At 39.3% G+C, this 24194-nt stretch carries 23 protein-coding genes and 2 pseudogenes; 6 read left to right on the top strand and 19 right to left on the bottom strand.

The window, feature by feature from the left end; all coding sequences use genetic code 11:
- Nucleotides 1–13: 13 nt before the first annotated feature.
- From V179_RS0123995 to V179_RS0123985, 3 genes and pseudogenes are all read right to left on the bottom strand, one after another.
- Nucleotides 14–238, bottom strand: coding sequence for a hypothetical protein (locus tag V179_RS0123995; RefSeq protein WP_028393728.1), 225 nt, complete (start codon nt 236–238; stop codon nt 14–16).
- A 224-nt stretch (nt 239–462) separates the two neighbouring features.
- A pseudogene (locus V179_RS32585) lies at nt 463–1358 on the bottom strand (AAA family ATPase).
- A gap of 171 nt (nt 1359–1529) precedes the next feature.
- A complete protein-coding gene (locus V179_RS0123985) occupies nt 1530–2120 on the bottom strand; it encodes a peptidylprolyl isomerase (RefSeq protein ID WP_028393727.1) in 591 nt (196 codons plus the stop codon).
- A 296-nt stretch (nt 2121–2416) separates the two neighbouring features.
- Between V179_RS0123985 and V179_RS0123980 the strand changes: the two genes are divergently transcribed.
- Entirely contained in the window at nt 2417–2803 is a 387-nt protein-coding gene (locus tag V179_RS0123980; RefSeq protein ID WP_028393726.1) for a kinase-associated lipoprotein B, read from the top strand.
- Between the two features lie 37 nt (nt 2804–2840).
- On the opposite strand, the gene kapD is transcribed toward V179_RS0123980, so the two are convergent.
- The 6 genes from kapD to V179_RS0123950 form a co-directional block, all read right to left on the bottom strand.
- Nucleotides 2841–3464, bottom strand: a complete 624-nt coding sequence (kapD, locus tag V179_RS0123975; protein WP_028393725.1) for a 3'-5' exonuclease KapD — start codon at nt 3462–3464, stop codon at nt 2841–2843.
- Between the two features lie 812 nt (nt 3465–4276).
- Nucleotides 4277–4675 carry a hotdog fold thioesterase gene (locus tag V179_RS0123970; RefSeq protein WP_034302387.1) on the bottom strand — a complete coding sequence of 133 codons (399 nt, stop codon included), beginning with the start codon at nt 4673–4675 and terminating at the stop codon, nt 4277–4279.
- A 119-nt stretch (nt 4676–4794) separates the two neighbouring features.
- Entirely contained in the window at nt 4795–5373 is a 579-nt protein-coding gene (locus V179_RS0123965) for a 5' nucleotidase, NT5C type (RefSeq protein WP_028393723.1), read from the bottom strand.
- A 204-nt stretch (nt 5374–5577) separates the two neighbouring features.
- Complete coding sequence (gene ribD / locus V179_RS0123960; RefSeq protein WP_028393722.1) at nt 5578–6678, bottom strand: bifunctional diaminohydroxyphosphoribosylaminopyrimidine deaminase/5-amino-6-(5-phosphoribosylamino)uracil reductase RibD; 1101 nt, start codon at nt 6676–6678, stop codon at nt 5578–5580.
- Entirely contained in the window at nt 6675–7430 is a 756-nt protein-coding gene (locus V179_RS0123955) for a GTP cyclohydrolase II (protein WP_028393721.1), read from the bottom strand. Before V179_RS0123955 ends, ribD begins: the two co-directional genes overlap by 4 nt.
- 759 nt (nt 7431–8189) lie before the next feature.
- Nucleotides 8190–9692 (bottom strand): leucyl aminopeptidase, encoded by a 1503-nt coding sequence (locus V179_RS0123950; RefSeq protein WP_028393720.1) that lies wholly within the window; start codon nt 9690–9692, stop codon nt 8190–8192.
- Nucleotides 9693–10317: 625 nt separating this feature from the next.
- On the opposite strand from V179_RS0123950, the gene V179_RS0123945 reads away from it, so the two are divergent.
- Complete coding sequence (locus V179_RS0123945; RefSeq protein ID WP_028393719.1) at nt 10318–10797, top strand: divergent PAP2 family protein; 480 nt, start codon at nt 10318–10320, stop codon at nt 10795–10797.
- 188 nt (nt 10798–10985) lie between these two features.
- Here the strand turns inward: V179_RS0123945 and V179_RS0123940 are convergent, their stop codons facing one another.
- From V179_RS0123940 to V179_RS0123930, 3 genes are all read right to left on the bottom strand, one after another.
- Nucleotides 10986–11672 carry a 3D domain-containing protein gene (locus V179_RS0123940; RefSeq protein ID WP_028393718.1) on the bottom strand — a complete coding sequence of 229 codons (687 nt, stop codon included), beginning with the start codon at nt 11670–11672 and terminating at the stop codon, nt 10986–10988.
- A gap of 142 nt (nt 11673–11814) precedes the next feature.
- Nucleotides 11815–12132 (bottom strand): YuiB family protein, encoded by a 318-nt coding sequence (locus tag V179_RS0123935; protein WP_028393717.1) that lies wholly within the window; start codon nt 12130–12132, stop codon nt 11815–11817.
- A 533-nt stretch (nt 12133–12665) separates the two neighbouring features.
- A complete protein-coding gene (locus tag V179_RS0123930; protein ID WP_028393716.1) occupies nt 12666–13148 on the bottom strand; it encodes an NUDIX domain-containing protein in 483 nt (160 codons plus the stop codon).
- A 536-nt stretch (nt 13149–13684) separates the two neighbouring features.
- On the opposite strand from V179_RS0123930, the gene V179_RS0123925 reads away from it, so the two are divergent.
- Entirely contained in the window at nt 13685–14680 is a 996-nt protein-coding gene (locus tag V179_RS0123925) for an NAD(P)/FAD-dependent oxidoreductase (RefSeq protein ID WP_028393715.1), read from the top strand.
- A gap of 612 nt (nt 14681–15292) precedes the next feature.
- On the opposite strand, the gene V179_RS0123915 is transcribed toward V179_RS0123925, so the two are convergent.
- A complete protein-coding gene (locus tag V179_RS0123915; protein ID WP_028393713.1) occupies nt 15293–15655 on the bottom strand; it encodes a HesB/IscA family protein in 363 nt (120 codons plus the stop codon).
- 187 nt (nt 15656–15842) lie between these two features.
- Between V179_RS0123915 and V179_RS0123910 the strand changes: the two genes are divergently transcribed.
- Nucleotides 15843–16556 carry a DUF2225 domain-containing protein gene (locus V179_RS0123910; RefSeq protein WP_028393712.1) on the top strand — a complete coding sequence of 238 codons (714 nt, stop codon included), beginning with the start codon at nt 15843–15845 and terminating at the stop codon, nt 16554–16556.
- Between the two features lie 459 nt (nt 16557–17015).
- Here V179_RS0123910 and V179_RS0123905 read toward each other — a convergent pair whose 3' ends face one another.
- Entirely contained in the window at nt 17016–17252 is a 237-nt protein-coding gene (locus V179_RS0123905; RefSeq protein ID WP_028393711.1) for a YuzB family protein, read from the bottom strand.
- 291 nt (nt 17253–17543) lie between these two features.
- On the opposite strand from V179_RS0123905, the gene V179_RS0123900 reads away from it, so the two are divergent.
- Nucleotides 17544–18611: an NAD(P)/FAD-dependent oxidoreductase gene (locus tag V179_RS0123900; protein WP_028393710.1), complete on the top strand. Its 1068-nt coding sequence runs from the start codon at nt 17544–17546 to the stop codon at nt 18609–18611.
- 141 nt (nt 18612–18752) lie between these two features.
- Here the strand turns inward: V179_RS0123900 and V179_RS0123895 are convergent, their stop codons facing one another.
- The gene (locus V179_RS0123895; RefSeq protein ID WP_028393709.1) at nt 18753–19085 is read right to left on the bottom strand and encodes a YuzD family protein; all 333 of its coding nucleotides are present in this window, start codon (nt 19083–19085) and stop codon (nt 18753–18755) included.
- A gap of 135 nt (nt 19086–19220) precedes the next feature.
- Between V179_RS0123895 and V179_RS0123890 the strand changes: the two are divergent.
- Nucleotides 19221–19472 (top strand): annotated as a pseudogene (locus V179_RS0123890) (NifU family protein); the annotation flags it as partial.
- Nucleotides 19473–19640: 168 nt separating this feature from the next.
- Here the strand turns inward: V179_RS0123890 and thrB are convergent.
- The 4 genes from thrB to V179_RS0123870 form a co-directional block, all read right to left on the bottom strand.
- Nucleotides 19641–20558: a homoserine kinase gene (thrB, locus tag V179_RS28630; protein ID WP_235179222.1), complete on the bottom strand. Its 918-nt coding sequence runs from the start codon at nt 20556–20558 to the stop codon at nt 19641–19643.
- 14 nt (nt 20559–20572) lie between these two features.
- Complete coding sequence (gene thrC / locus V179_RS0123880; RefSeq protein WP_028393707.1) at nt 20573–21637, bottom strand: threonine synthase; 1065 nt, start codon at nt 21635–21637, stop codon at nt 20573–20575.
- The gene (locus V179_RS0123875) at nt 21634–22932 is read right to left on the bottom strand and encodes a homoserine dehydrogenase (RefSeq protein WP_028393706.1); all 1299 of its coding nucleotides are present in this window, start codon (nt 22930–22932) and stop codon (nt 21634–21636) included. The genes thrC and V179_RS0123875 overlap by 4 nt, the downstream gene beginning before the upstream one ends.
- Nucleotides 22933–23210: 278 nt before the next feature.
- Nucleotides 23211–24179, bottom strand: coding sequence for a 2-hydroxyacid dehydrogenase (locus V179_RS0123870; protein ID WP_028393705.1), 969 nt, complete (start codon nt 24177–24179; stop codon nt 23211–23213).
- Nucleotides 24180–24194 lie beyond the last annotated feature (15 nt).

Genomic DNA, 24194 nt, shown 5'->3' with positions numbered 1-24194 from the left:
TATTTATTCTGCTTTAATGCAACGAGTTTTTCTTTAAATGTTGATTTCTACGGGTTACTTCTTCTTCTAAATTCTTCGTTTTTAGCTCTTCTTTCCGTGATTTTTTGATGATCCACCTCATCGTAAAAACACAAGCAATCATGAAAATGGTAAACGAAATGGCAGCGGGGAAATATTCTGACTTATCTTCTGGAAAATAGAGAAACAAGCCAAGTACAGTAGGTAAAAGAACGTTCATTGATTACATCCTTTCTAAAAATACCAATTCTTGTATCATAATTATAACAACTACTTTTCCATTTCGCGACTTAAATTGAATAGAGTTATAAGAAGGCTTCAGTTAGAACTTAAAAACGCATAATACGTGTCAAAATCGAGGAATTATGCGTTGAATTTGTAAAATATTTATGAGTCGAATTCAAAATACAGGCGTCAAACCAGTATGTAGCTAAATCTCCCTAGTTATTTTAACAAATGATAAAGCAAGCGATCTTTATCTTCAAAAAACTGCTTCATGATTGTATAATGATTCGTGTCCTCAAGCTTTGTCTCGCTCAGCCCTTCTTCTGTCATTTCGATAATCTTCGCATCGGGATACGCCATAATGATGGGTGAATGAGTAGCAATAATAAACCGTGAATTAAGTTGAATAAGCTCCTGCATTCTCGATAGCAAAGAAAGTTGTCGAAGTGGAGATAAGGCGGCTTCAGGCTCATCCAATATGTAAATACCTTGTCCGCTAAATCGGTTCGTAAAAGCGGCGAAAAATGATTCCCCGTGAGATTGTTCATGAAGGGACTTACCGCCAAAAGAATCGATTATTCTCGGCCCGAAGCCACCTATGTCCAATTCTTCAATCGTAGACGCGACATTATAAAGTGAAACTTCAATCAGCGGGGTCTTTCTTCCCCCACTGATTGTTAGTTGAACCAATCGGGCTTTTACGGGCAGTTATCCCCCACCTACGCTTCTTCGATTCCCCTAAACCTTGAGGTGGGGGACTTACTGCTCGTTAATGCGGGATAAAACGTTTCAGCACGAAGAAAAAAACCATCCCTCGGCTTTTTCGTCCCCTTCACAAGCCTTACATATTCGTACAAATTAGAATGGGTCTCTTTCGTAGAAAAGTTAAAGTTAATCGTGCCTCCTTCCGCGTTAAAACCGAAAGCAACAGTAAACGCCTCCAGTAAAGTGGACTTCCCCATACCATTTTCGCCGACGAAAAATGTAATATTGGGATGAAGTTCAACATTAGTCAAAGGACGAACGGCCGGCAAACTGAACGGATAGGTATCAAACGAAGGAATAGCCTCTCTCTTCAACTCAACTCTTCGAATATAACTTTCTAGAGGCAACATGTCTACGCTCCTTATCTTTATTTTTGGCTCTGTTAAACTTGAATGTGCATTGTAAGAATATGATTCTTTACCACAGCCATTTTATAAAAGCACCTAGAGGTTTTTTCATGAGGAAATAAGTGGTGATCAAAAAAAGAAACGAGAGACCAATCTCTCCCGTTTCTCTAGAATTTAGACTAATTTAATCGATTGAATCACGATGTCTTCAGCTGGTTTATCACCGTAAGTTGTTTTTGCATTAGCAATGGCATCGACTACATCCATGCCTTCCACAACTTGTCCAAAAACAGAATGCTTATGGTCAAGCCAAGGAGTACCACCAGTTGACATGTAAGCTTCAATAATTTCTTCTGGGTAGCCTGCTTGTTTCATTTGTTCACCCATTCTTGAGTCAACATGTTGTGCTTGAACGATAAAGAATTGACTTCCATTCGTCCCTGGTCCAGCATTGGCCATAGATAATGCGCCACGCAGATTGAATAATTGCATAGAGAATTCATCTTCAAATGGAGCTCCCCAAATGCTTTCTCCACCCATACCAGTTCCTTGTGGATCCCCACCTTGAATCATGAAATCTTTAATTACACGGTGGAAAATAATCCCGTCATAATAGCCGTTCTCAGCGTGTGTTAAGAAGTTCTCAACTGTTTTTGGAGCTAATTCAGGAAAAAATTTAATTTTGATATTTCCTTGGCTCGTTTCCATAATGACTGCTTTTTCATTTTCTAATACTTCAGATGTTAATTGTGGATAGTTCGTCATTTAAAATCCCTTCTTTCCTATAAATAATCCGTCCATAATAATGAATCTACTATTATGTGCTTCAATTGTACACTTTACACGAATCCATTAGCAAAGTGCAAGCGACTTGCCGGTAATGATGAATTCCGACTAGATTTGTCTCTTTTTTATATTACTTGAAAGGATTTAATTAACATCTTGTCCATTTTATTAATACACAATAGTAACCCTAATTTATATCTTCCTCTCCCAGTATTTGAAAGCCTTCTTTAAATTTTGTATGATGAAGAAAGTTTAGTAGGAAAAGGGGAATAGAAATGAGTGAAGAGAAATTTTCAGTTGGGGACAAGGTTTCCGCGATTTATAAAACAGGGAAATATTTAGGGGAAATTACTGAAGAGAGGCCAAACGCTTATCTTGTCCGTGTTCTTGCTGTTGCCAAGCACCCTATGCAAGGTGATTTACACCATCCAAAACAAGTTGATGTCGCCTTGTTCCATCAGCGCCGAGCACTCGCTTTCCGTGAACAAATGAATGTGCCTAAAAATATGGTTAGAGCGTACACAAGTGAGATTCCCGATTATAAACAATCGCTGCAACAATCGGTTGAAGCGATGAAACAAAAGCTGTCAGAGACTCAAGACGATTGGAATCAAAGAAGTCTGCAACAGATCGAAGAACTAGAGAAAGACTATTTTAAATAAATGCGTAAAAGCCAAATCAATTCTTATGATTTGGCTTTTATAATACAAGTTTATTTAAAACTTTAGACAAATCAATCCGATCCCCAATCGTTGTAGGCTGGTGATTTTTCATATAGCTTTTATCTTTCTCTACTAATTTATAAATATTATACGTTGTCATCGCATCATCAAGAGCACGATGGTGCCGTCCTGTTCCTTCTTTTCCATAAGCCTGTACCGCTTTCCACAGACCTGTTTGGTTTTGATCTCCAAAAAAGCGTTTATACTCCATTGATAAGTCAATTTGTTCCCCAGTAAAAGGAAACTCCACTCCAGCTTTTTGACAATTATTACGCAACACCTTCATATCCATATTTCCCCATGTAACGATCTTTGTTGGACACTTCTGATCATAACTTTGTAATAATATTACAAGTTCGGCAAAACTAATACCTTGATTTACCTGACTTTGAGAAATATGAAGAAATCTTTTGCAGCGCTCTGTTAAATGTGAAAACTTATTAGGAACAACAAACGAAGAAAATTGATCACCTAATTTATCATCTATTACAGAAACAAAGCCGACTTCAATAATTTCCTGATAAAAACCCTCAGGCTTCCCCTTTCCCTCTGGCATGGTAAACTCAAAGTCAATGAATAAGTATTGTTCCATGTCTTTCATCCCCCTTTTCTAAAAACTTATTGTTGTATTATAACAGAATATTATAAAAAATTTAGTTTTTTTCTTTCCCTAACATTGTTCTACATCTCTATCAACAATTCCTCTTCCAATTTGTTAGAACTTACCCTCACTGATGGTTAGCCCCGTTCTACTGTCGCTAAGATCTTCGCTTTCAACTTCGATCAATCGAACAGTGCGAACTAAGATTCAGTGAATCACAGACTAAATGCGCCGCTTCTTTAGTCTTTCGTCAATTTGACCTTCATCCTATCGGCCTCATCAAAAACCGTAAAAAGCACTCACAGTAGCTCACCAATCAGGCTATGGGCAATTGTCCCCCACCTATATCTTTGTTACTAAAAAAATTAGTTGAAGAATACTAACAGCAGAAGATGCTACAGTCGTTATACAGCATCATACGCATCAGCTTGTCTCGTTGCTTGGGGGAAAGAATTATTAAATAAATTCTTTCTATCATACATAATAAATCTATGATTAGCCTAGTTCAGCATGAAGTCATTTCACGTCTTTACCTTGTTAGCTTCTTCGATTCCTCTAAGCCTTGAATTGGGGGACGCCTGTTCATGCGAGATAAAACCTATTAGCGGCTAGACCGCTTGTGCGGAACTTGTTATAAGATGCTTTGAAAGGGTAGTAAAAGGTAAGAATGCGCAGGAAAGTTTGAAGGGGGAGTTCATTACGAAAGGGTCAGAACCCGCAAACTGCTACATACAGTTTAATTGAAGGGGAATAATACGCTAAACTGTGTGATGGAGTACTAAGTTAGACCCTGTCGTAAATTGATAGATGTGTTAGTTTTTCTGTTTCAGTACAATAACTGCCAATGTACAGCGGGATACGCAAATAAGCTGGTCTTCTTCATCACGAATTTTAATGTCCCAAACCATCGTTGTTTTTCCTCTATGAAGAATATTCGCTTCAGCTGTTACAATACCAGAACGTTTTCCTTTAATATGATTGGCATTGATCTCGAGTCCAACAACAGCTTCTTTTGTTTTGTCTACAAGCTCATAGCCACCAATACTCGCAGCGGTTTCAGCAAGTGCCACGGAAGCACCACCATGAAGTAATCCAACTGGCTGCCATGTTCTTTCATCAACTGGCATCGTGGCAATGACTTTCCCTTTACTCAACTCTATTATTTCAATCCCTAATGATTTCAACATTGATTTTTCAATATTGTATTCCATAGACTTTCCCCCTTTTTCATCAGTATTAAATGAAAGTAACGAAGGGGTCTTGCCCCCACATCTATTATATCGTTTACACGATAGGTAAATGACAAAAAACCTGGCCTAAACCGGAAAGCTTATAGGCTAGGTTTTTTATCAGCAATGATTTCCTGTAAATCAAACCAGCTCAAAAGCCTCGGAATCTTCAATTCTTGGTTATAACTGTTGTCAATCGCGAATACTTTTGTCGGAACATCCAATAAAGTTTCTAGTACAGCTGGTTTATCGTCAAAATAATAATCTAATTGTAGATCCTCAATAATTCGGATTTTTTCTTTATCCTTCATCCCGCAAAAGAAATGTCCTTCTTTTACTGGAAATTGATTTTGAATAAGCCAGTCTTTAGTCCGTTCGCAATGCTCAGCATTCCTTGCAGTAATATAGAAGACCTCATGGCCATCCTTGACAAGCTGCTGCAACGTTTCAATTGCTCCTTCAAATGCAGGGCAAGTTGTATAGTAAATTTCTTCTGCTAAACTATTCCACATTGCTCCGCCTTCTTGTGCAGTTAGTCCAAACGGTTCATGAATTTCCAATGTGTTCAAAGCTTTAAATGCCGATAATTCCACGTTTTTGTTTAATTTTTTGTTATATAAATGAAAGGCATGCTCTCGTAAATTGATTAAAGTATCATCGATATCGAAACCAAATTTCAACTTGTTTCCTCCCCATATAATCTGAAACTTCAATCAGTGGGTATTCTTCCTCCCCACTGATGGTTAGTCCTGTTCTACTGTCGCTAAGGTTCAACGAGACACAGACTAAGTGCACTGCGTCCATTGGTCTATCGTCTGTGTAACCCACCAATCGGGCTTTTACGGGCAGTTAACCCGTTCATAGTAACTACATTCTTTCCTCTTTCATCCCTTGATAGTAGGATAGGCTGTAATGCATAAATCTTCACCGATTTTTTCAATATGATGGAAGCTTAGATCTCTCGCTTCACCCATCGTTTCTGAATCTGCACCGGCAAAAGGAGTAAGTGAATGTTTGCCAGCAAGAACCTTTGGCGCTACATACACAATATATTTATCAATCAAACCAGCCCGCAGAAAAGAAGCATTGATTTCTCCGCCACCTTCAACTAGGACATCGGTAACACCTCGACGATAAAGTTCGTTTAATAGATACTCCAGATTCAATCCCGTTTCAGTTAACGGCACATCGATGAGCTCAACTCCCTTATCGATTAAGGCCGCTCTTTTCTCAGCATCTGTTCCCTCTGACGTGACAATCCAAGTCTTTGCCTCTTTGCATTCGGTCACTTTTGCTTCTAACGGCGTACGCAATTGGCTATCTACAATAATGCGGATTGGGCTCTTGCCTCCTTCAGGTAAGCGGGTTGTAAGCGAAGGATTATCTGCCAGTACGGTACCTATCCCGACCAAAATCGAATCGACTTCATTACGTAACTGGTGGACGGAACGGCGCGCTTCTTCTCCAGTGATCCATTGCGAATGGCCTGTGTGAGTTGCAAGTTTGCCATCTAGCGTCATAGCTGTTTTAGAGATGACGAAAGGTCGTTTTGTTTTCATATTATGAATAAACCGTTCATTGAGTAATATTGCCTCGTGCTCCAAAACGCCTACTTCAACATCTATTCCTGCTTCTCTTAGTAATCGAATTCCTCTTCCTGCCACAGATGGATTCGGATCTTGAGTAGCTACGACCACACGACTTACTTCAGACTCTTTCACTAAATTGGCACAAGGTGGTGTTTTTCCGAAGTGTGAACAAGGCTCAAGTGTTACATATAGAGTTGCTCCACGTGCATAGTCCCCAGCCATCTTAAACGCATGTACTTCTGCATGGGGTTCTCCTGCTTTCCGATGAATTCCAGTGCCTACGATCACTCCATCTTTTACAATTACCGCTCCGACAACAGGATTCGGATTCGTCTTTCCTTTGGCTGTAGCTGCTAAATCAAGCGCCAACTGCATATATTCATGATCTGTTTTCACTTTATCAGTGCTCCTATATAGTCTTCTTGTGGAATATGACCTGATTTCTTTATTTTTGTATCTAAATAAAAGCTGTTTGTTTCAGTCAAGCCGCCCCATAACGGGATATGTTCATTAGCAGTCAAGCCGTGATCTCGCAATGCTTCTAGTTTTTTCGGATTATTTGTAATGAGAACGACTGGTTTATCTCTCAGTTCTTCAAGTACTCGGATGGCGCCCTCATAAGAACGCGTATCATCTTCAAATCCTAACGCGTGGTTCGCTTCTACTGTGTCTAATCCTTCTTGCTGCAAAATGTAGGCAAGTGATTTCGAGAACAGACCGATGCCTCGCCCTTCGTGGTCAGCTAAATAAAAGAGAGCGCCACAACCATGCTCTGTTATCATTTTCATCGATTGATGAAGCTGGTAGCCACAATCGCACCGCTTACTTCCGAAGATATCGCCGGTATGGCAGATGCTATGCATTCTCACTAACGCTTGTTCAGAATGCTTAAAATCACCATAAACTAGCACAGAAGATTGTTGAGCGAAAGCTAAGTTAGCCGTTGCTAACGATTCAAGGACATCTTCTTTTGTTTGAACCTTTTCATCAAGCTCAAGCCATGTGTACCACTGGAATACAGCTGAAAAATCACCTTGTTCAACAGGAAGGTTTACGGGTCCTACAAGACATATTTCTCCCTTACCTGGATTTTGTATCATTTGCATTTTATCTATTAATATTTCTTTAATTTGTGGAGTTATAATCATATCGATCACCTGACCTTTAGGATTTTCAAATTCCTTACTTTTTGTAACTAGGTATTAATAATATCATAAACCTAATACATTTAAAATACAAATAATGATGCACGAATTTAAAAATTTTTCCTTTTTGTAGAGCAGGATACCATTTGGATTTTCGTCATATAAGAACAGCTTGAAAGGTAAGGTCTTTTTGACAGAAAATCATGTAAGGTTTTCTGATGACTACCCATATTCCCATCATCAAGATGTATTTTCGCCAGTTTCCTTCTGTTAATCCAGGCTTACTCATTCTATCGGCAAACACAGTTTAATACACAGAAAGTTGTCAATACTTTCGCCATGTCTCGTCCATTTTCAGAGCGGCTTATGGCAGCGGCGCAGCAATCAAAAACAGCTACTTTAACAGATATGATCCGTAAAACTAACTCTAAAACAGTTCCAGACACGACATTTAACCCTGATGGAATCCACTTGGTTTCCAACCAAACACCATGAAGACGGCTGACATATTATCGCTTTAAATGTTAAATTTTCAATCAAGATGAGATAGTTCTAAAAAAAAGACTGATTCATAAAATATTCCATCGAATCAGTCTTTTTCATGTTGAGAGCAAAGGGTAAGACCCCGCAACAACTACATACAGTATAAGGCAAGTGTATTACAACACTAATATGTTAGAGTGCGGGGTCAGATCCTTATGAGACATCCTCCATTTACACCATGAGGTTTGGTCTAAACTTTCGTTAGGTAACCTCTTTTGCTTAATCTTCTAAACCAAAACGTTCTACGAGAGTAGCTAATGTTCTTACCATAACACCTGTTGCCCCAGAAGTACCTAAGTCTGATGCTGAATTGGTTACAGATGTACCAGCAATATCGAGATGCACCCAAGGCTTGTTTTCGGTAAACTCACCGATGAATGCTCCACCCATTATCGCATGTCCTGCGGCGCCCGGTGAGTTGTTCAAATCAGCAATCTTGCTGTTTCGCACGCGTTCTTTGTCTTTTTCAGTAATAGGAAGACGCCACATTGGTTCTCCTGTTTCATAAGAAGCTAATAGCACCTCTTCAAAGAATGCCTCATTATTCGTCATAGCCCCGGTCATATCCATTCCAAGTGCAGTGATCACACCACCTGTTAATGTAGCGATATCAACAAGATAATCTGCCCCTTGATGCAAGGCATATGTGATGGCATCTGCTAAAACAAGTCTTCCTTCCGCGTCTGTGTTCAGAACTTCGATAGTTTTTCCGCTCATCGAAGTAATTACGTCATCCGGTTTAAAGGCGTTTCCACTAACCATGTTATCGGTAGATGGAATGACTGCCACAACATTCTGCTCTGGTTTCAATTCACCGATAATTTCCATTGCACCAAGAACGGCTGCTGCACCACCCATATCTGTTTTCATACCGACAATGCCCGCCTTCGTTTTCAGGGAGTATCCACCTGTATCGAAGGTAATTCCTTTCCCTACTAGACCGATTACATCTTTCCAATCATCTTTGCCTTGATATTTTAGAACAATCATTTTAGGAGGTTCAACGGATCCCTGATTTACAGCAAGAATAGCACCCATCCCAAGTTTTTGCATAACTTCTTTTTCAAGAATTTCCACTTCAAAATTATATTTTTCCCCGAGCTCGCGGGCATATTCAGCAAGATCAGTTGACGTTAATAAATTTCCGGGCGTATTCACAAGCGTACGTGCTGAATTCGTAGCACTTCCATATACTTGGCCAACTTGTAATGAAGAGAGGATCTCATCTCCGTCCTCTTCACTATAGATGGTAAAAGATTCAATTCGTTTTTCAACGGCGTTTGATTTTTGTTTATAGCCTGCAAATTGATAAGTCGAAAGCTCAAATGCCTCACTTAATGCATGAGCTGCATCTAGGATATCGACTTTTTCAGTAATAAATGTATCTAATGCAGCTGCCGCTGTCGTCATTTTTGCATCTTTCAAAGTTTTGAATGCTTTTCCAAGAGCCTCACGTAATATTTCGAAGGTTAATTCCTTTTCTTTTCCTAGGCCTACGAAAATAAAACGTTTAACTCTAACCTTACCTAATGTATGTATTTTTGAGATGGATTTCTTCTTTGCAGAAATCTCACCATCTTTCACTAATTCCGTTAACTGACCATCTAACAGCTGATCTGCTAATAAACCCGGCCCTGCAAATTTTACCGGTTTCTCGAACACACCGATTAATAAACACTCTTCGTGCTGATTGAAATCCAACTCATTTTTCACGATAAACATTGTAACTTCTCCTCCTGTTATTCTCTATTATAGCTAATTTTACAATCTGTTTCGAATGAATCCTTCCGTCTCTAGCCACTCTTGAAGTTTACATGATTAACTTTTAGTATAAGGATATGGGAACGGGGCTTCCCGATTTACTAAATTAGGCAATCTCCTTAGTAGGTATACTTATTTTATCGAGAAAACATCCAAAATTCCGGCTCCGCACCGCCACCATTGGGATTAGGCGAGTGCAGCGTGCTACTTGATTGATCCTTGATCGTAAAAAATGGCGTTTTAACGCTATATTCATTTGGTATATAAACATAGAGTTAGGAAAAATATAGAATCATGGCATACATATAATACATAATCTAGTTTTAAAAAGTAAAACTTCATGACTCTAAAGGTATCGAACCGTTTTAGGGGAATATAAAAAAGTTTACTTCACTTATCATTTATTTAGATCGAATGAATATTTTGCTGGAAGTTCGTGTTTAAAAAGAGGATAAAAATTGAGGCATAGGTGAGCGTTTTTCTCCCGTGTGAAAGCCAGGGTGACTAAGGCATACGCAAGCCATTTATCCGACCTTTTGAACACTCCCAAAAAAGGACACTTTAAAAAGAAAGTAGGCGGACATCTATGGAATTATTCTTTAATTTCCCTCTCGTTGCATCACTTATTGCAATCTTCTTTGCTCAATTTATTAAGGTACCTATTCACTATATTGCACTGCGTAAACTCGACTGGTCCTTGCTTACTTCCACTGGAGGAATGCCCAGTTCTCATTCTGCTGCTGTAACAGCACTTGCGACTGGTGTTGGCATTCAGTCAGGCATCTCCTCACCTATTTTCGCAGTTGCAGCCGTATTTGCTATCATCACAATGTTTGATGCAACGGGTGTTAGACGACAAGCTGGTGAACAGGCTGTTGTCCTCAATAAACTTGTGGCTGATTTCAATGTTTTCGTTCAAGAAGCAAAAGACTGGCAAAAGAAAGAAGAACAGCAAAAACAACATAAACTGAAAGAATTACTTGGACATAAGCCCATTGAAGTATTCTTCGGCGGATTGACAGGAATCTTCATTGCTTTTATTTTATACTTTTTCGTATTTATATAAGGGCCTTCATTAGAAACTAGTACAACTTTATGCCGACAATCTCGAATGCCTGGATTCGGTATTATGAATGCACATAAAGAAACCCCAGCTACTTTTTTAGAGAACTGGGGTTTTTACAATTAGCGTCTTTAGATCGGGACTAACAATCAGCGGGATAATGAAACCTCCACTGATTGAAGTCTCATTATTTAATTTGATATATTTTTCCTGAATTGCTGACGGAACACTTGGATGGTTTCATCTTCATTTAGTAAAGTGAGGGCATCCTCAGTAAGTACACCTTCTCCTTCTTTCACTATGTATACATCCAATGTCTTTTTGCCCCAATTTTCATAGACATCCTCTACCGTGTCATAATACAAATCTAGTTTATTTCCTTGTATAGCACTTCCCTTGTCCGCAACGACTCCATAGCCATATCCCGGAATCCATAAAATTGTGCCAATTGGGAACACGTTTAGATCAGCAGCAATCGTAGAATATAAATCGCGCTTTACTTTAACACCTGAATAAGTGATGCCGTATAGAGGATGTCCTGGATTTTTCCCTGTCGATTCATAGCCTGCTGTATATCCTGTCGCAACCATTGTTTTGACAGGATATTGACTAATGTTTATTGGATCTTGTAAGTTTTTTTGAGTTTCTGTTATGGCCACATCTTGATTCGCTTCACTTGAAGAAGCTTGCACCTTGTTATGAAATACGTTCAACGAATTGAACGAAAAAGCTTTTTCCCATTTGCTTTTATAATTAGCTATCACTTTATTTACGATTTTCGCTTCTACACCTGTAATATGATAAAACGTAGAATGAAGCGCAAATACAAACAAGAATACAACTACTACTCTTTTCAAAATCACTTTAATACTATTCATTTAATAAACTCTCCTCCCACATCTTATATTTCTTTCCTGAATAGAAATGAAATATTCATGTAAGAAGAAAAAGCTTTATCATCAATCAAATAACTAAAAAAATCATAGAAAAAACAGGATGCCCAAAGGACAGCCTGCTTGTTTAAAACATTTGATAGCCTTTCTTTCTCAAGACTTTAATAATAACCCCAGCTAAAATTGCACCTACCAGCCCACTTAATAAAATAGTTATATCTGCTGCATAAAGGCCAGCCAACTTTTCGCCTAAGCCGCCAAAGGCTTCACCAGGATGTCTAAAATACTCTATCAACTTTAATTCATTTACAATATAAATGGCTATAATCGGAAAAATTATGACCATTATCCAAGAAGAGCGGAATAGCATATTCAATAAAAAACCGATGCCAAAAAACAAGATAAAGAAAAGTACAACAGAAATAATTAATGTAGGAAGTGCCATATTCTCTCATATCCTCCTCAAAAAGCCTCCCTCTAAGTGTACTTAATGAGTCAGGACACGTCAATGGAATACATCGAAATATATGAATTGTGCAAACACTTTGAGTAACTTGATTAGCACTAAAAACCCCCTTTATCCACAAACATGTAGCTCGCTACACTCACTTAATCACCATAGTGGAGGTTTGAAGCCGGATATAAGGGAATCTATTTACCCTTTTTGCTAAAGATTGTTGTTTGTAGCAACTAACGAATTCGAGAAGGTGTTGATTGTAGCGGAAGGTGCGAGAGTCCTGCTTTGAGAAGCGTGTTGAGGGAGACCCCGCAAGTGGGAAGCACTGAGGAGGCTCCTGAGATCGCCCACTTAAAAGCGAGTACCTGTAACGGAAATCAACTCAGGATAGTAGTGTACATATTATTTAAAAGCAACAACGTATACGAAAACAGCCTTCTATTCTAATAATATGTATACGCGCTTAGTAGATGGCTTTATTAGTGAGCCGCGAAGCCCCGTCCCATATCCTTATTCAACACTTATAAAAATAGCTTATATGACGTGTATTCAAATTGATTACCTGGATTCATTTCATCGAGCATTTGCTGCATACTCTCATTTTTATAAGAAAGAAGTTGATCCAATAATACAGAATGGTTGCCTTCTTGCATTAAGAGATGCGGATCTTCAAATTTAGCTTCGTATAACTCTTCCTCCTGAGCTCTAATATCGAAGCTTAAAGGTGTTAGCCGAAAGATTAACATATTATCGCTAATTTCGTTGCGGATAACTCCGCTCCTTACACCTATTAATCCAGCTACTGATGTATGAATTCCCGTTTCTTCAAGAACTTCTCTCACAATGGCCTTATCAACCGTTTCGTCATATTTTACAAATCCAGCCGGTAGCGACCACATTCCTTTTAAACCACCGTATTTCTTTTTCACAACTAACCATCTTCCATCTTTCAAAATCACAAGCCCAGATACAGCGAGCCATACATTGCGGCAACGTTCTTTCATCTCTTACTCACTCCTTTTACAAGTTATCCCATACTTATTGTAGAGTTCATCATATAATGTGAAAAGGAATATAAAAATATTGTGAGACAGTTATGAAAGATTCTCTTAATCAAGAGAAATGTGTAAAGTTTTATATTCATTCTACTTTTTGGAAAAGCTATTCCTCGAAAAGATATTTATGCTTGCATTTTTCAAGCAAATTTATGTTTTTCTAGATAATTTCCCGAACATTCCATCTATATTATGTAATTATCATGCTGTTCTTCCCTTGTTTTATGTTAAAATACTATCATAAAGTGAAACTTCCATCAGTGGGGGCTCCCCCTGATGGTTAGTCCCGTTCTAGTGTCGTTAAATCGCAGGTACTGCTTCTATTTAGCGACACTACGAACCCGATTGGTTCAACTGTATCTCACCAATCGGGGATTAACAGGCTGTTTATCTCTACCTATTTTTTCTTTGTACAAAAATTGATGCGAGGGTATTACAGCCTGTTAATCCAGGAAAAGTTGATACGCTAAATGGAGGGATTCATGTTGGAAGAAAATCAAAAGGTTTACGATATTACAATAATCGGGGGCGGTCCTGTCGGTTTATTCACAGCATTCTATGGCGGAATGCGACAAGCCTCTGTAAAAATAATTGAAAGTTTACCACAACTAGGCGGACAATTATCGGCGCTATATCCAGAGAAATATATTTATGATATCGCTGGTTTCCCTAAAGTACGTGCTCAAGAGTTAATTGATAATTTAAAAGAGCAGATGGCGAAATTCGAACAAACGATTGTGCTCGAACAAGCTGTGCAAACGGTGGAGAAACAAGAGGATGGTGTCTTCAAGCTAACAACTGAAAATGACGTCCACTTTACGAAAACAGTCATTATTACAGCTGGAAATGGAGCGTTCCAACCGCGCCGAATCGAAATCGAAGATGCCATTCAATACGAAAAAAGCAATCTTCACTACTTTATCAATGATTTAAACCATTTCGCAGGTAAGAAAGTCGTTGTTTTCGGCGGCGGCGATTCAGCAGTTGACTGGGCGCTTATGCTTGAACCGATTGCTGAAAAAGTAACGATTGTTCACCGTCGCGATAAATTCCGTGCGCATGAACACAGCGTAGAAAACTTAAAGAATTCGAAAGTCGAAATCAAAACACCTTACGTGCCAGCTGAGTTCATTGGTAACGGCACTGAAATTACGCAAGTCGTACTACAAGATGCTAAGGGTGAAGATCGTGAAGTTCATGATGTGGACGCAGTTATTGTCAATTATGGCTTTGTATCCTCTCTTGGTCCTATCAAAGACTGGGGCCTTGACATCCAGAAAAATAACATCGTCGTAAATTCCAAAATGGAAACAAATATTCCTGGCATTTATGCTGCAGGTGACATTTGCACATACGACGGAAAAGTCAAGCTAATCGCAAGCGGATTTGGTGAAGCACCAACAGCCGTTAACAATGCGAAGCAATATATGGACCCTAAAGCAAGAGTTCAGCCGCTGCATAGTACTTCGATGTTTGAATAAAGTGAAACTGCAATGAGACAGGATAGGATACTTACCTGTCTCATTTTTATTTAAGGCTCTGTTAAAAAATATTGTAAAGTAAAACGAGGAAATCAAAAAAGAACTCCTTCATTTTACTTTTTATTAGGCTGTTTTCACATACTTTGTTGCTTTTCAATCATTTTTACACTAATAACCCGGGTTGATTTCCGTTGCAGGTACTCGCTTTCCGCGGGCGGTCTCAGAAGCCTCCTCAGTGCTTTGCACTTGCGGGGTCTCCCTCAACACGCTTTTCCCGCAGGAGTCTCGCACCTTCCACTACAATCAACATCTGTTCGAATTGGTTTCTTGCTAAAAACAACAATCTTTACGAAAAGAGCCTTTTATTAATAGCAATAATAAATATGACTAATCCAATGATTCCTGCAATGATAATGGTCGTGAATATTTTTCCTCTGATAGCTATGATTTCGAAAACAAATGGAAAAATAAAAAAAGAAGCTGTCATAACGAAAGGGCCAGACCCAGCAACGACTATATACAGATTATAGTTAGTATTTTACTACTATAAACTGTGTCTAGAGTGCAAGGTCAGACCCTTTTGGGACACCTTCATTATCTATATCAATATTGTTAACAGTTTTCAGGTGTACCAGCATTTTTGGCCGTTTTAAATGAAGAACCACAACCACATGATGCGATTGCATTAGGATTTTCAATCGTAAAACCGCCGCCCATTAGCGATTGTTTATAATCAATGACTGTCCCGTTTAAGATTGGACCATCTTCTTTATCAACAAGGATTTTTATTCCGAACTGTTCAAGCTCTTCGTCTGCTTCACCAGCATTTGGCTCAAAGCCCATTCCATAAGAAAGCCCCGTACAGCCGCCTCCTTTTACAGCAACTCGTAAAAAAGAACCTTCTTCACCGTTATGTTTCATCATTTCTTTTATTTGAAAAGAAGCTGCTTCCGTAATTGTAACAACTTGACTCATGATAAACCCTCCTTTTTTCATTTTACATAAGGAATGCTTTACAACTAGTATATACTATCAAAACCTTTATTCTCAACTTTCCGATATACCTATAGGAAAATAGTACAGCATATTTTCTAAACATCCTCTATAATAGGAATATAAGACCAAGTATATAGAACTATTTTTGATTAAAGGGGTGGGCATTGTGGAGACAATACAACCGTTATACGATAAACAATTGAAATGCCTAATGTGTGAACATTCATTTACATCTAAGAAAATCCGCTCACGGTTTGTGAAAGTAATCGCATACGATACTGACTTTTGCCCTTCATACAATGACGAAGAAAGTAATGCTCTTTATTATAATATTCACGTCTGTCCATGTTGCGGCTTTTCCAGTTCAGACGATTTCTCAAAATATTTCCCTCCGCTTACTAAGGAAGAAATTCAAACAAAGATATCCGCGCACTGGGTTCCACACCACTTCGGAGACAAACGAACCATTCAAGATGCAATCAGTACATATAAACTAGCTGGCTATTCTGCGATTTTGAAAAAGGAAAAGCACATCACAATAGCTGGAATTTTCTTACGTCTCGCCTGGCTATACCGAGGAAAAAAAGATCATGAGCAAGAAATACGATTCTTAAAAATCGCCCGACAGGAATATATGGAATCTTACTCAACAGATGACTTTAAGGGTACGCAAGTTTCTGAAGTGCGGATTCTATATTTAATCGGTGAACTGTCCCGACGCATTTCTGATATACAAACAGCGGTTAAATATTTTTCCATAATCATTGAGCAACAAAGCAGAGCTACTGAAACAACCATTATTAAAATGGCCAAAGAACGCTGGCAGGACATTCGAGAACAACGGGACAATAACCAAGACCACGAACTCATCAACTCGTAAAAACATCCTGAAGAAAACATGATGTTAAAACACCACTATACTAGTTGAAGATAAAATAACTAATCCTACTAAGGGGTGGATCTGTAAAGCAAGTGAACCAAGTCGGTCCTTGTTGCTTCACACAAAACGAATACGGCGTTAAAACGCTACTATTTACCATGAAGGATCCATCCAACAGCACGCTACACTCACCTAATCACAATAGCGGCGGTGCGGAGCCATATTTTAAAGTCTTTTCTTAATAAAGTACGGATATCTGCCAAGTAGATGGGCTAGATAAGTAAGTCGCGAAGCCCCGTCCCCATGTCCTGCAAACAAAAAAGAGGTTGTTCCACAACTTAAAGAATCAGACCCCACATCTACTATATTTCGTTTAAAGTGTACATGACACAATAACGGTTTACAGCAGGTTTGGCCTAATCTTCTGGGACACCTCTTCTTATTTAATCGATCTATATATTAAAACAACGGATTGTCTTCAATTTGTTGATAGATATTTTTCACAAGATCTTCATTCGTTTCTCCTGTAACAACTTCTCCATCTACAAGGGCAAACATGGAACGCGCGCATATCCCACAGAAATTGAGGCAGCCGTATTCAATTACATCTAAATCCGGATCCCTTTCTAACTGCTCCATTGCTTGCTGCGAACCGCTTGCCAAGTTGCTGACACAAAATTCAATTAGCGGTTTCATTCCCTCACCTCACTATTACTAACAGAACATCTTACTCTACTTCCAAAGATTAGTCAAACAAAACACAATGGTAAATCTCTTTTAATTTAGTCGATGCGGTTGTAGTTTTAGCCTAACTTCGTTATACTTTTTATTGGAATATATACGATGCAACAGCATAGAAACAAGAAACAATCAGGGGTAGGTAGAACATAGTAAAGTGGAGATGTCCAAAAAGGAGCGAAACCTTTACTGGGCATTTTAAGAGAGCTTTATAATTATTATGCAAAACAAACAAAGGGGATATTCACAATGAAGAATTTAGTTATACTTGGCGGTGGATATGGGGGAATTAGAATTCTGCAAAAGTTACTTCCAAATCAACTTCCAGACGATATGTCCATTACACTCATCGATCGCAACCCATATCATTGCTTGAAAACTGAATATTATGGACTTGCTGCAGGAACAATTCCAGATCACCATATTCGGGTAGCTTTTCCAGAACACCCTAAGCTTCATTCCGTATATGGAGAAATTATTTCTGTAGATTTAGAAAATAAACAAGTTATTCTTAAAGATCAAGATCCTGTTTCTTATGATGATTTAGTCATTGGCTTAGGTTGTGAAGATAAGTTCCATAACATTCCAGGTGCAGATATATACACACATAGCATTCAAACAATAGATAAAACACGCCAAACATATCAAGCCTTGAATAACTTAGGCAATGGTGCTACTGTTTCCATCGTTGGCGGTGGGCTTAGTGGAGTAGAATTAGCAAGTGAGCTAATTGAAAGCCGTCCTGATTTACATGTTCGGTTATTTGACCGCGGTCCGCATATTCTGTCGGCCTTCCCTGAACGATTAAGCACGTACGTTGAAAGCTGGTTTAAGAAACACACGATCGATATCGTTCATCATTCAAATATCACCAAAGTTGAACCGAATACACTTTATAATGGCGATGAGCCAGTTCATAGTGATGTAATCGTCTGGACAGCCGGTATTCAGCCGAGTAAAATTGTCCGCGACCTTGATGTTAAAAAAGACAAACAAGGGCGGGTTATCCTTACACCACAGCATTTCCTTCCAAATGACGACAGCGTATTTGTAGTAGGTGACTGCGCAAGCTTACCGCAAGCTCCAAGTGCTCAATTAGCCGAAGGTCAAGCGGAACAAATCGTTACTGTTTTAGTGAAAAAATGGGCAAACGAGCCACTACCTGAAAGCTTCCCAGTCATTAAACTAAAAGGAACACTTGGCTCTCTTGGTAGCAAACATGGCTTCGGTCTTGTCGGTGAACGCCCGATCACAGGAAGAATGGCACGTTTATTAAAATCAGGTATTCTATGGCTATACAAGTATCATAATGGATAATTAGTTGATATAGAGGATATCCCCTATAACGAAAGGGTCAGACCCCACACTACAATATACAGTTCATATTAAGCTAAAGTGCTACTATGAACTTTGTTATAGAGTGCATGATCAGACCTTTTGGGATACCCTCTATTTTTTTCATGCTTCGAGAGTCTGATACCCGTACCTCTCCATTTCCTTTACAATTGCTTTAAGGCGCGGATTTCCTTCACCAACAATTTCATCACCAATGAGAATGAGCGGATAAAATAAGTCTTCTTCTATAATCCTTTCAGCCATCTCCTGACGTTTAGGATTTTCTTGCGGTTGGAAGATATCAATGTAAGTAATGGCAAATGGCTGGCCGGGAAACTTTCTGGATAGAGCTGCTTCCAGCCATTCATACGTGTCCTTTGACGATGGCAGATTTACACAGCTTGCACAGATCTGTTCAGCTCCATACACTTGTATTTCAATCAGCTTGTTTTCCATATCTTTCTCCCTTTTACATGTATTCTTACTTTCATTTTACCTGATTTTTACTAAAACGATAATAAAAAGGTTCCAAAATTCCAATAATCTTTCCGTTGGATTTTTTCATATCATGCTATTATAATAAGAGTATGAAAGGAGTCGATTGTAATGTCTGAACAAACGATTGAAGTTCAAGTACAAGAAGTACTTGATAAGCTTCGTCCGTTTCTTCTTCGTGACGGCGGTGACTGTGAACTTGTAGATGTAGAGGATGGGATCGTTAAATTACGTCTGCTTGGTGCATGCGGAAGCTGTCCGAGTTCTACAATTACCCTAAAAGCCGGTATAGAGCGTGCTCTTCTAGAAGAAGTTCCAGGAGTAGTTGAAGTAGAACAAGTATTCTAATAGGATAATTGAATAAAAGCTGACACCTTTGCATTGCGCATGAACGGTAGTCAGCTTTTTATTATGGAAAAGGGACGGGGCTTCGCATAATCTGCTCGCACCGCCACCATTATGATTAAGCGAATGTGGCCTGCTTCATAATTTACCCTTCATAATAACTGATGAGTATTAACGCCATTCAAGTTTTGTATGTTCGTCAGCTAAAACGAATGTTTTGCTGCCTTCGTTATCAATATCCAAAACTTTAACATCGAAATCAGGGAATTCATTTTGAAGCGATTTCTGGACGTTACAAGCAGCATTTTCTGGAACTAGACATAGCACCGTTGGACCAGCTCCACTTAAAGCAGTACCATAAGCACCGTTAGCTTTTACCATTGCTTCGATCCGTGGTAAATGCGGTACTAAATGAGCCCGATAAGTTTGATGAAAGCGATCACGGTTCATCATCTCTCCAGCCAATGGCCAATTCCCCGACAGAACAGCTCCTAAAAAAACATTGGCAGCTGCACTCCCATGAATGGCATCTTTAAATACCAATTTTTCAGGAAGTGCATTTCTCGAGTCCTCTGTCCTTAACTCATAATCTGGGATAACAGCGATGGCCTTAATTCCTTCAATTGGAAATGAAAGCACATCTGTCTCATCATCAGAATGCCAGCCAACAACTAGTCCCCCCATTACTGATGCTGCAGCATTGTCAGGATGACCTTCGAAAATAGAAGCATGCCTTGATTTCTCTTGCGTAGACAAGTTCAAATCAGCAGCAATATTGGCCAGTTCTATTCCAGCAACGATTGCAGATGCGCTGCTACCCAAACCTCTTGCAAGCGGGATTTCACTTGAAATTTCCAACCTGCATGGTCGCAGTTCTTTTCCATAATGTCCAGCAACTTCTTTAGCAATCGTAACGATATAATTTGAATCATCACTAGGAAAACTCTCAAGTTCTTTCGACAAAGCGATAATATTCCATTCATCCGTATATTGACCTTGAATATCTAAATATAAACCGAGCGCCATACCAATTGAATCAAATCCAGGTCCTAGATTCGCTGTACTTGCTGGGACCCGGATGTAAAACATTTCACTTTCTCCAATCATGACTGAACCAAGCCTTGTTGCAAATGTTCTAAGATCACTTTCTCATCCATTGGCAGCAATTGTGGTTTAATCTCACTATGATCGACGGCAACATTCGGATCTTTCAATCCATTTCCTGTTAAGACAGCGACAATTTTGCTGCCTTTTTTTATTTCACCATTCTGTAGTTGTTTGATGATTCCTGCAATGGAAGCACATGAAGCCGGTTCAGCAAATACACCTTCAGAACGTGCAAGTAAGCGATACGCTTCAAGAATTTCTTCATCTGACACTTCATCAATTTTTCCATTTGACTCATTTGCAGCTTCAACAGCGAATTTCCAGCTAGCAGGATTGCCAATACGAATCGCTGTCGCAATCGTTTCCGGTTCTTTAATGACACGGTTATGAACAATAGCAGCTGATCCTGCTGCTTCAAATCCCCGCATTTCCGGTAGGCCTGTTTGCTTTTGTTCGTTATATTCTTTAAACCCTTTCCAATAGGCCGTAATATTTCCGGCATTTCCAACCGGAAGAGCTAAGATGTCTGGAGCCGAACCGAGAACATCGCAAATTTCAAATGCTGCCGTTTTTTGTCCTTCAATTCTGTATGGATTTACAGAGTTAACAAGTGTAATCGGCGCTTTTTCACTAATACTTCGAACAATTTCCAAAGCGTCATCGAAGTTACCTTCAATAGAGACGATTTCCGCCCCATACATCACGGCTTGTGCAAGCTTGCCCATCGCAATTTTTCCTTCTGGAATGACAACGATACATCTCAAATTCGCACGTGCTGCATAGGCAGCAGCAGCAGCGGAAGTATTTCCTGTTGATGCACAGATAATGGCGTTACTGCCTGCTTCAACTGCTTTAGCAACAGCCATCACCATACCGCGATCCTTAAATGAGCCAGTTGGATTCAAGCCTTCGTATTTTACATAGAGCTCAATTCCCAATTCCTTAGAAAGGTTTTCACATTTAATGAGAGGCGTATTTCCTTCATGTAGGGATAAATCAGGTGTGTTCTCATTCATAGGTAACATTTCTCGGTATTCGCTTAATAGGCCTCTCCAGCTCATTTGCCATTCTCTCCTTCAACACGATACGTGCTTTTGATTTCTTTAACCATTTCATAATCATTTAGTTTTTGTTGGATTTTTTCAAATTCAGTTAATGTTGCGTGATGTGTAACAAGGACAATTTCAGATGAACCTTTTTCGTTTAACGGAAGCTGAAGGATTTTATCAAAACTTACTCCGTGCTCTGCAAACAGCATCGTGATCTTGGCAAGCACACCCACTTCATCCTTCACATGTAATCGAATAAAAAATTTCGCATGGATTTCAGATGGTTCTTTCATCGTTTTCGGGTATTGTGGTGCAACTGCACTACGGCCGTTCACACCAAGTCGCATATTCTTTATCACAGCGACCAAATCAGACACGACAGAAGTAGCCGTTGGAAGACTACCAGCACCTGGACCATAGAACATCGTTTCACCGACCGCTTCGCCATACACATAGACAGCATTATACTCATTATGCACAGATGCTAGCGGATGATGTTCAGGCAATAGAGCAGGCTGTACGCTAACCTCAACCTTTTCGCCGTCTCTTGAGGACAAACCGATCAGCTTCATCGTATAACCAAGCTTCTTACTGTATGCTAAATCTTCTTCAGAAATTTCGGTAATCCCTTGCACCGTAACATCTTCAAGATCAATGGTCATCGAAAATCCAAGCGTAGAAAGAATCGCCATTTTTCTTGCAGCGTCCAGTCCGCTCACATCAGCTGTAGGATCAGCTTCTGCAAATCCCAAGCTCTGAGCTTCCTTTAATACCTCTTCATAGGCGCTTCCATCTTGACTCATTTTCGTTAAGATGAAATTCGTTGTACCGTTCACAATTCCCATCATCTTCGTAATTCTGTCAGAGGCCAGTCCATCCGCAAGTCCGCGAAGAATCGGAATTCCCCCAGCAACACTTGCTTCATAAAATAAATCACATTCATTCGCAGTTGCTTCTTTTAATAACTGTGACCCATATAAGGCCATTAGATCTTTATTGGCTGTAATAATATGTTTTTTGTTTCTGATTGCACGAAGAAGATAATCCTTCGTTTCATCAATTCCCCCCATAACCTCAATGATGACATCGATCTCAGGATCCTCTAAAATTTCATCTACATTGGATGTTAAGATGCTCTTATCTATAGCAACCTGACGATCTTTCGTAGAATCTTTCACAAGGATTTTCTTAATATTTATAGCACACCCAATTTGGTGCATCAACTTATCTTGATGTTGTTCAATAATCTTGACAACCCCAGATCCGACCGTACCGAGGCCTAATAATCCAATTGATATTGCTTTCATACGGCTCCACCCCATTTGTTTTTATAGAAAATACATTTGTTTTTGTATAGTAGACATTATATCTGTATTTTTTTATTTTTTCAATAGTTAGATAATGTTTTTTCTATAATTCTACGAATTTGTTATAAGCCAGAAAGTAAGATGCCATAAAGTGAAAGAGGCAGCCCCAACATCATCTATATATCGTTAATCTATCGTGAATGACACGATAAAACGGTATATAAAGTGTGAAGTCTGACCCTTTAGGACACCATCTCTCGTGATGGCTAATAATTTTTTTAGGGATTCACAATCGTTTTAGGCTGCCCGCCGTAAAGGACACGCGAAATATTTTCTATACAAAGCATGATCATTCCTTGACGCGTTTCTGCACTCGCACTACCGATATGGGGCAAAGCAACGACATTTGGTAAAGTAAGTAATGGATGGTCGCTACCAATCGGTTCTTGCTTGAATACATCTAAACCAGCACCTGCTATTTCACCCTTCACAAGTGCCTCGAATAGAGCGTCTTCATCCGTAACTGCACCTCTGGAAACATTAATAAAGATTGCTGACTGCTTCATTTTCTGAAATGCTTCTTTATTGAACATTCCTGCTGTTTCATCTGTTAATGGCGTTAGGCAAACAATGAAATCAGCCGTTGTAATTAACTCTTCAAAGCTTGTGTAACGAACACCTAATCTTTCCTCAGCTTCTGTATTTCTGCTACGATTATGATAGAGAATTTCCATATCAAAACCTGTAGCACGTTTTGCAACAGTCTCGCCAATTTTCCCCATTCCTACGATCCCAATTGTTTTATGGTGGATGTCATGACCCGCAAGTAATAGCGGACTCCATCCCGTCCATTTCCCTGCTTTTACGATTTCAGCCGCCTCAACAATTCTTCTTGCAGTTGCCATTAATAGCGCAAACGCCAGGTCTGCCGTTGTATCCGTTAATACATCAGGTGTATTGCATACAGTGACTCCTCTTTCAGTTGCAGCTGCAACGTCTATATTGTCATATCCAACGGCAAGATTCGCGATAACTTTCAAATTTCTCGCAGCATCCAACAATTCTAGGTCGACTTTATCAGATAGCATGGTCAATAATGCATCTGCTTTTGCTGCTTCTTCCAGTAAAATGTCTCGTGGGACAGGCTGCTCCTCGTATTCCCACATGTTCACGACGAATGATTCGTTCAATCCTATCAATGCTTCTCGGTTAATCTTTCTTGTAATAAAAACATAAGGTTTCCTCATTGAACTCAAATCCTT

Origin of the sequence: Bacillus cihuensis (assembly GCF_000504145.1) — a bacterium.
In the GTDB taxonomy this organism is placed as follows: Bacteria; Bacillota; Bacilli; order Bacillales; family DSM-1321; genus Peribacillus; species Peribacillus huizhouensis.
This window is presented reverse-complemented; position numbering and strand designations above follow the sequence as displayed.

Excerpts from the sequence above, each read along its gene's own strand:
- V179_RS0123905 (WP_028393711.1), bottom strand. The coding sequence starts at position 17,252 with ATGAAACCGCTAATTGAATTTTGTGTCAGCAACTTGGCAAGCGGTTCG.
- thrC (WP_028393707.1), bottom strand. The coding sequence starts at position 21,637 with ATGAGCTGGAGAGGCCTATTAAGCGAATACCGAGAAATGTTACCTATG.
- V179_RS0123915 (WP_028393713.1), bottom strand. The coding sequence starts at position 15,655 with ATGAGTCAAGTTGTTACAATTACGGAAGCAGCTTCTTTTCAAATAAAA.
- V179_RS0123875 (WP_028393706.1), bottom strand. The coding sequence starts at position 22,932 with ATGAAAGCAATATCAATTGGATTATTAGGCCTCGGTACGGTCGGATCT.
- V179_RS0123940 (WP_028393718.1), bottom strand. The coding sequence starts at position 11,672 with ATGAATAGTATTAAAGTGATTTTGAAAAGAGTAGTAGTTGTATTCTTG.
- V179_RS0123900 (WP_028393710.1), top strand. The coding sequence starts at position 17,544 with ATGAAGAATTTAGTTATACTTGGCGGTGGATATGGGGGAATTAGAATT.
- V179_RS0123895 (WP_028393709.1), bottom strand. The coding sequence starts at position 19,085 with ATGGAAAACAAGCTGATTGAAATACAAGTGTATGGAGCTGAACAGATC.
- V179_RS0123950 (WP_028393720.1), bottom strand. The coding sequence starts at position 9,692 with ATGTTTATCGTGAAAAATGAGTTGGATTTCAATCAGCACGAAGAGTGT.
- V179_RS0123870 (WP_028393705.1), bottom strand. The coding sequence starts at position 24,179 with ATGAGGAAACCTTATGTTTTTATTACAAGAAAGATTAACCGAGAAGCA.
- V179_RS0123955 (WP_028393721.1), bottom strand. The coding sequence starts at position 7,430 with ATGATTATAACTCCACAAATTAAAGAAATATTAATAGATAAAATGCAA.
- V179_RS0123945 (WP_028393719.1), top strand. The coding sequence starts at position 10,318 with ATGGAATTATTCTTTAATTTCCCTCTCGTTGCATCACTTATTGCAATC.
- thrB (WP_235179222.1), bottom strand. The coding sequence starts at position 20,558 with ATGTTTTACATCCGGGTCCCAGCAAGTACAGCGAATCTAGGACCTGGA.
- V179_RS0123980 (WP_028393726.1), top strand. The coding sequence starts at position 2,417 with ATGAGTGAAGAGAAATTTTCAGTTGGGGACAAGGTTTCCGCGATTTAT.
- kapD (WP_028393725.1), bottom strand. The coding sequence starts at position 3,464 with ATGAAAGACATGGAACAATACTTATTCATTGACTTTGAGTTTACCATG.
- V179_RS0123985 (WP_028393727.1), bottom strand. The coding sequence starts at position 2,120 with ATGACGAACTATCCACAATTAACATCTGAAGTATTAGAAAATGAAAAA.
- V179_RS0123970 (WP_034302387.1), bottom strand. The coding sequence starts at position 4,675 with ATGGAATACAATATTGAAAAATCAATGTTGAAATCATTAGGGATTGAA.
- V179_RS0123995 (WP_028393728.1), bottom strand. The coding sequence starts at position 238 with ATGAACGTTCTTTTACCTACTGTACTTGGCTTGTTTCTCTATTTTCCA.
- V179_RS0123935 (WP_028393717.1), bottom strand. The coding sequence starts at position 12,132 with ATGGCACTTCCTACATTAATTATTTCTGTTGTACTTTTCTTTATCTTG.
- V179_RS0123930 (WP_028393716.1), bottom strand. The coding sequence starts at position 13,148 with ATGAAAGAACGTTGCCGCAATGTATGGCTCGCTGTATCTGGGCTTGTG.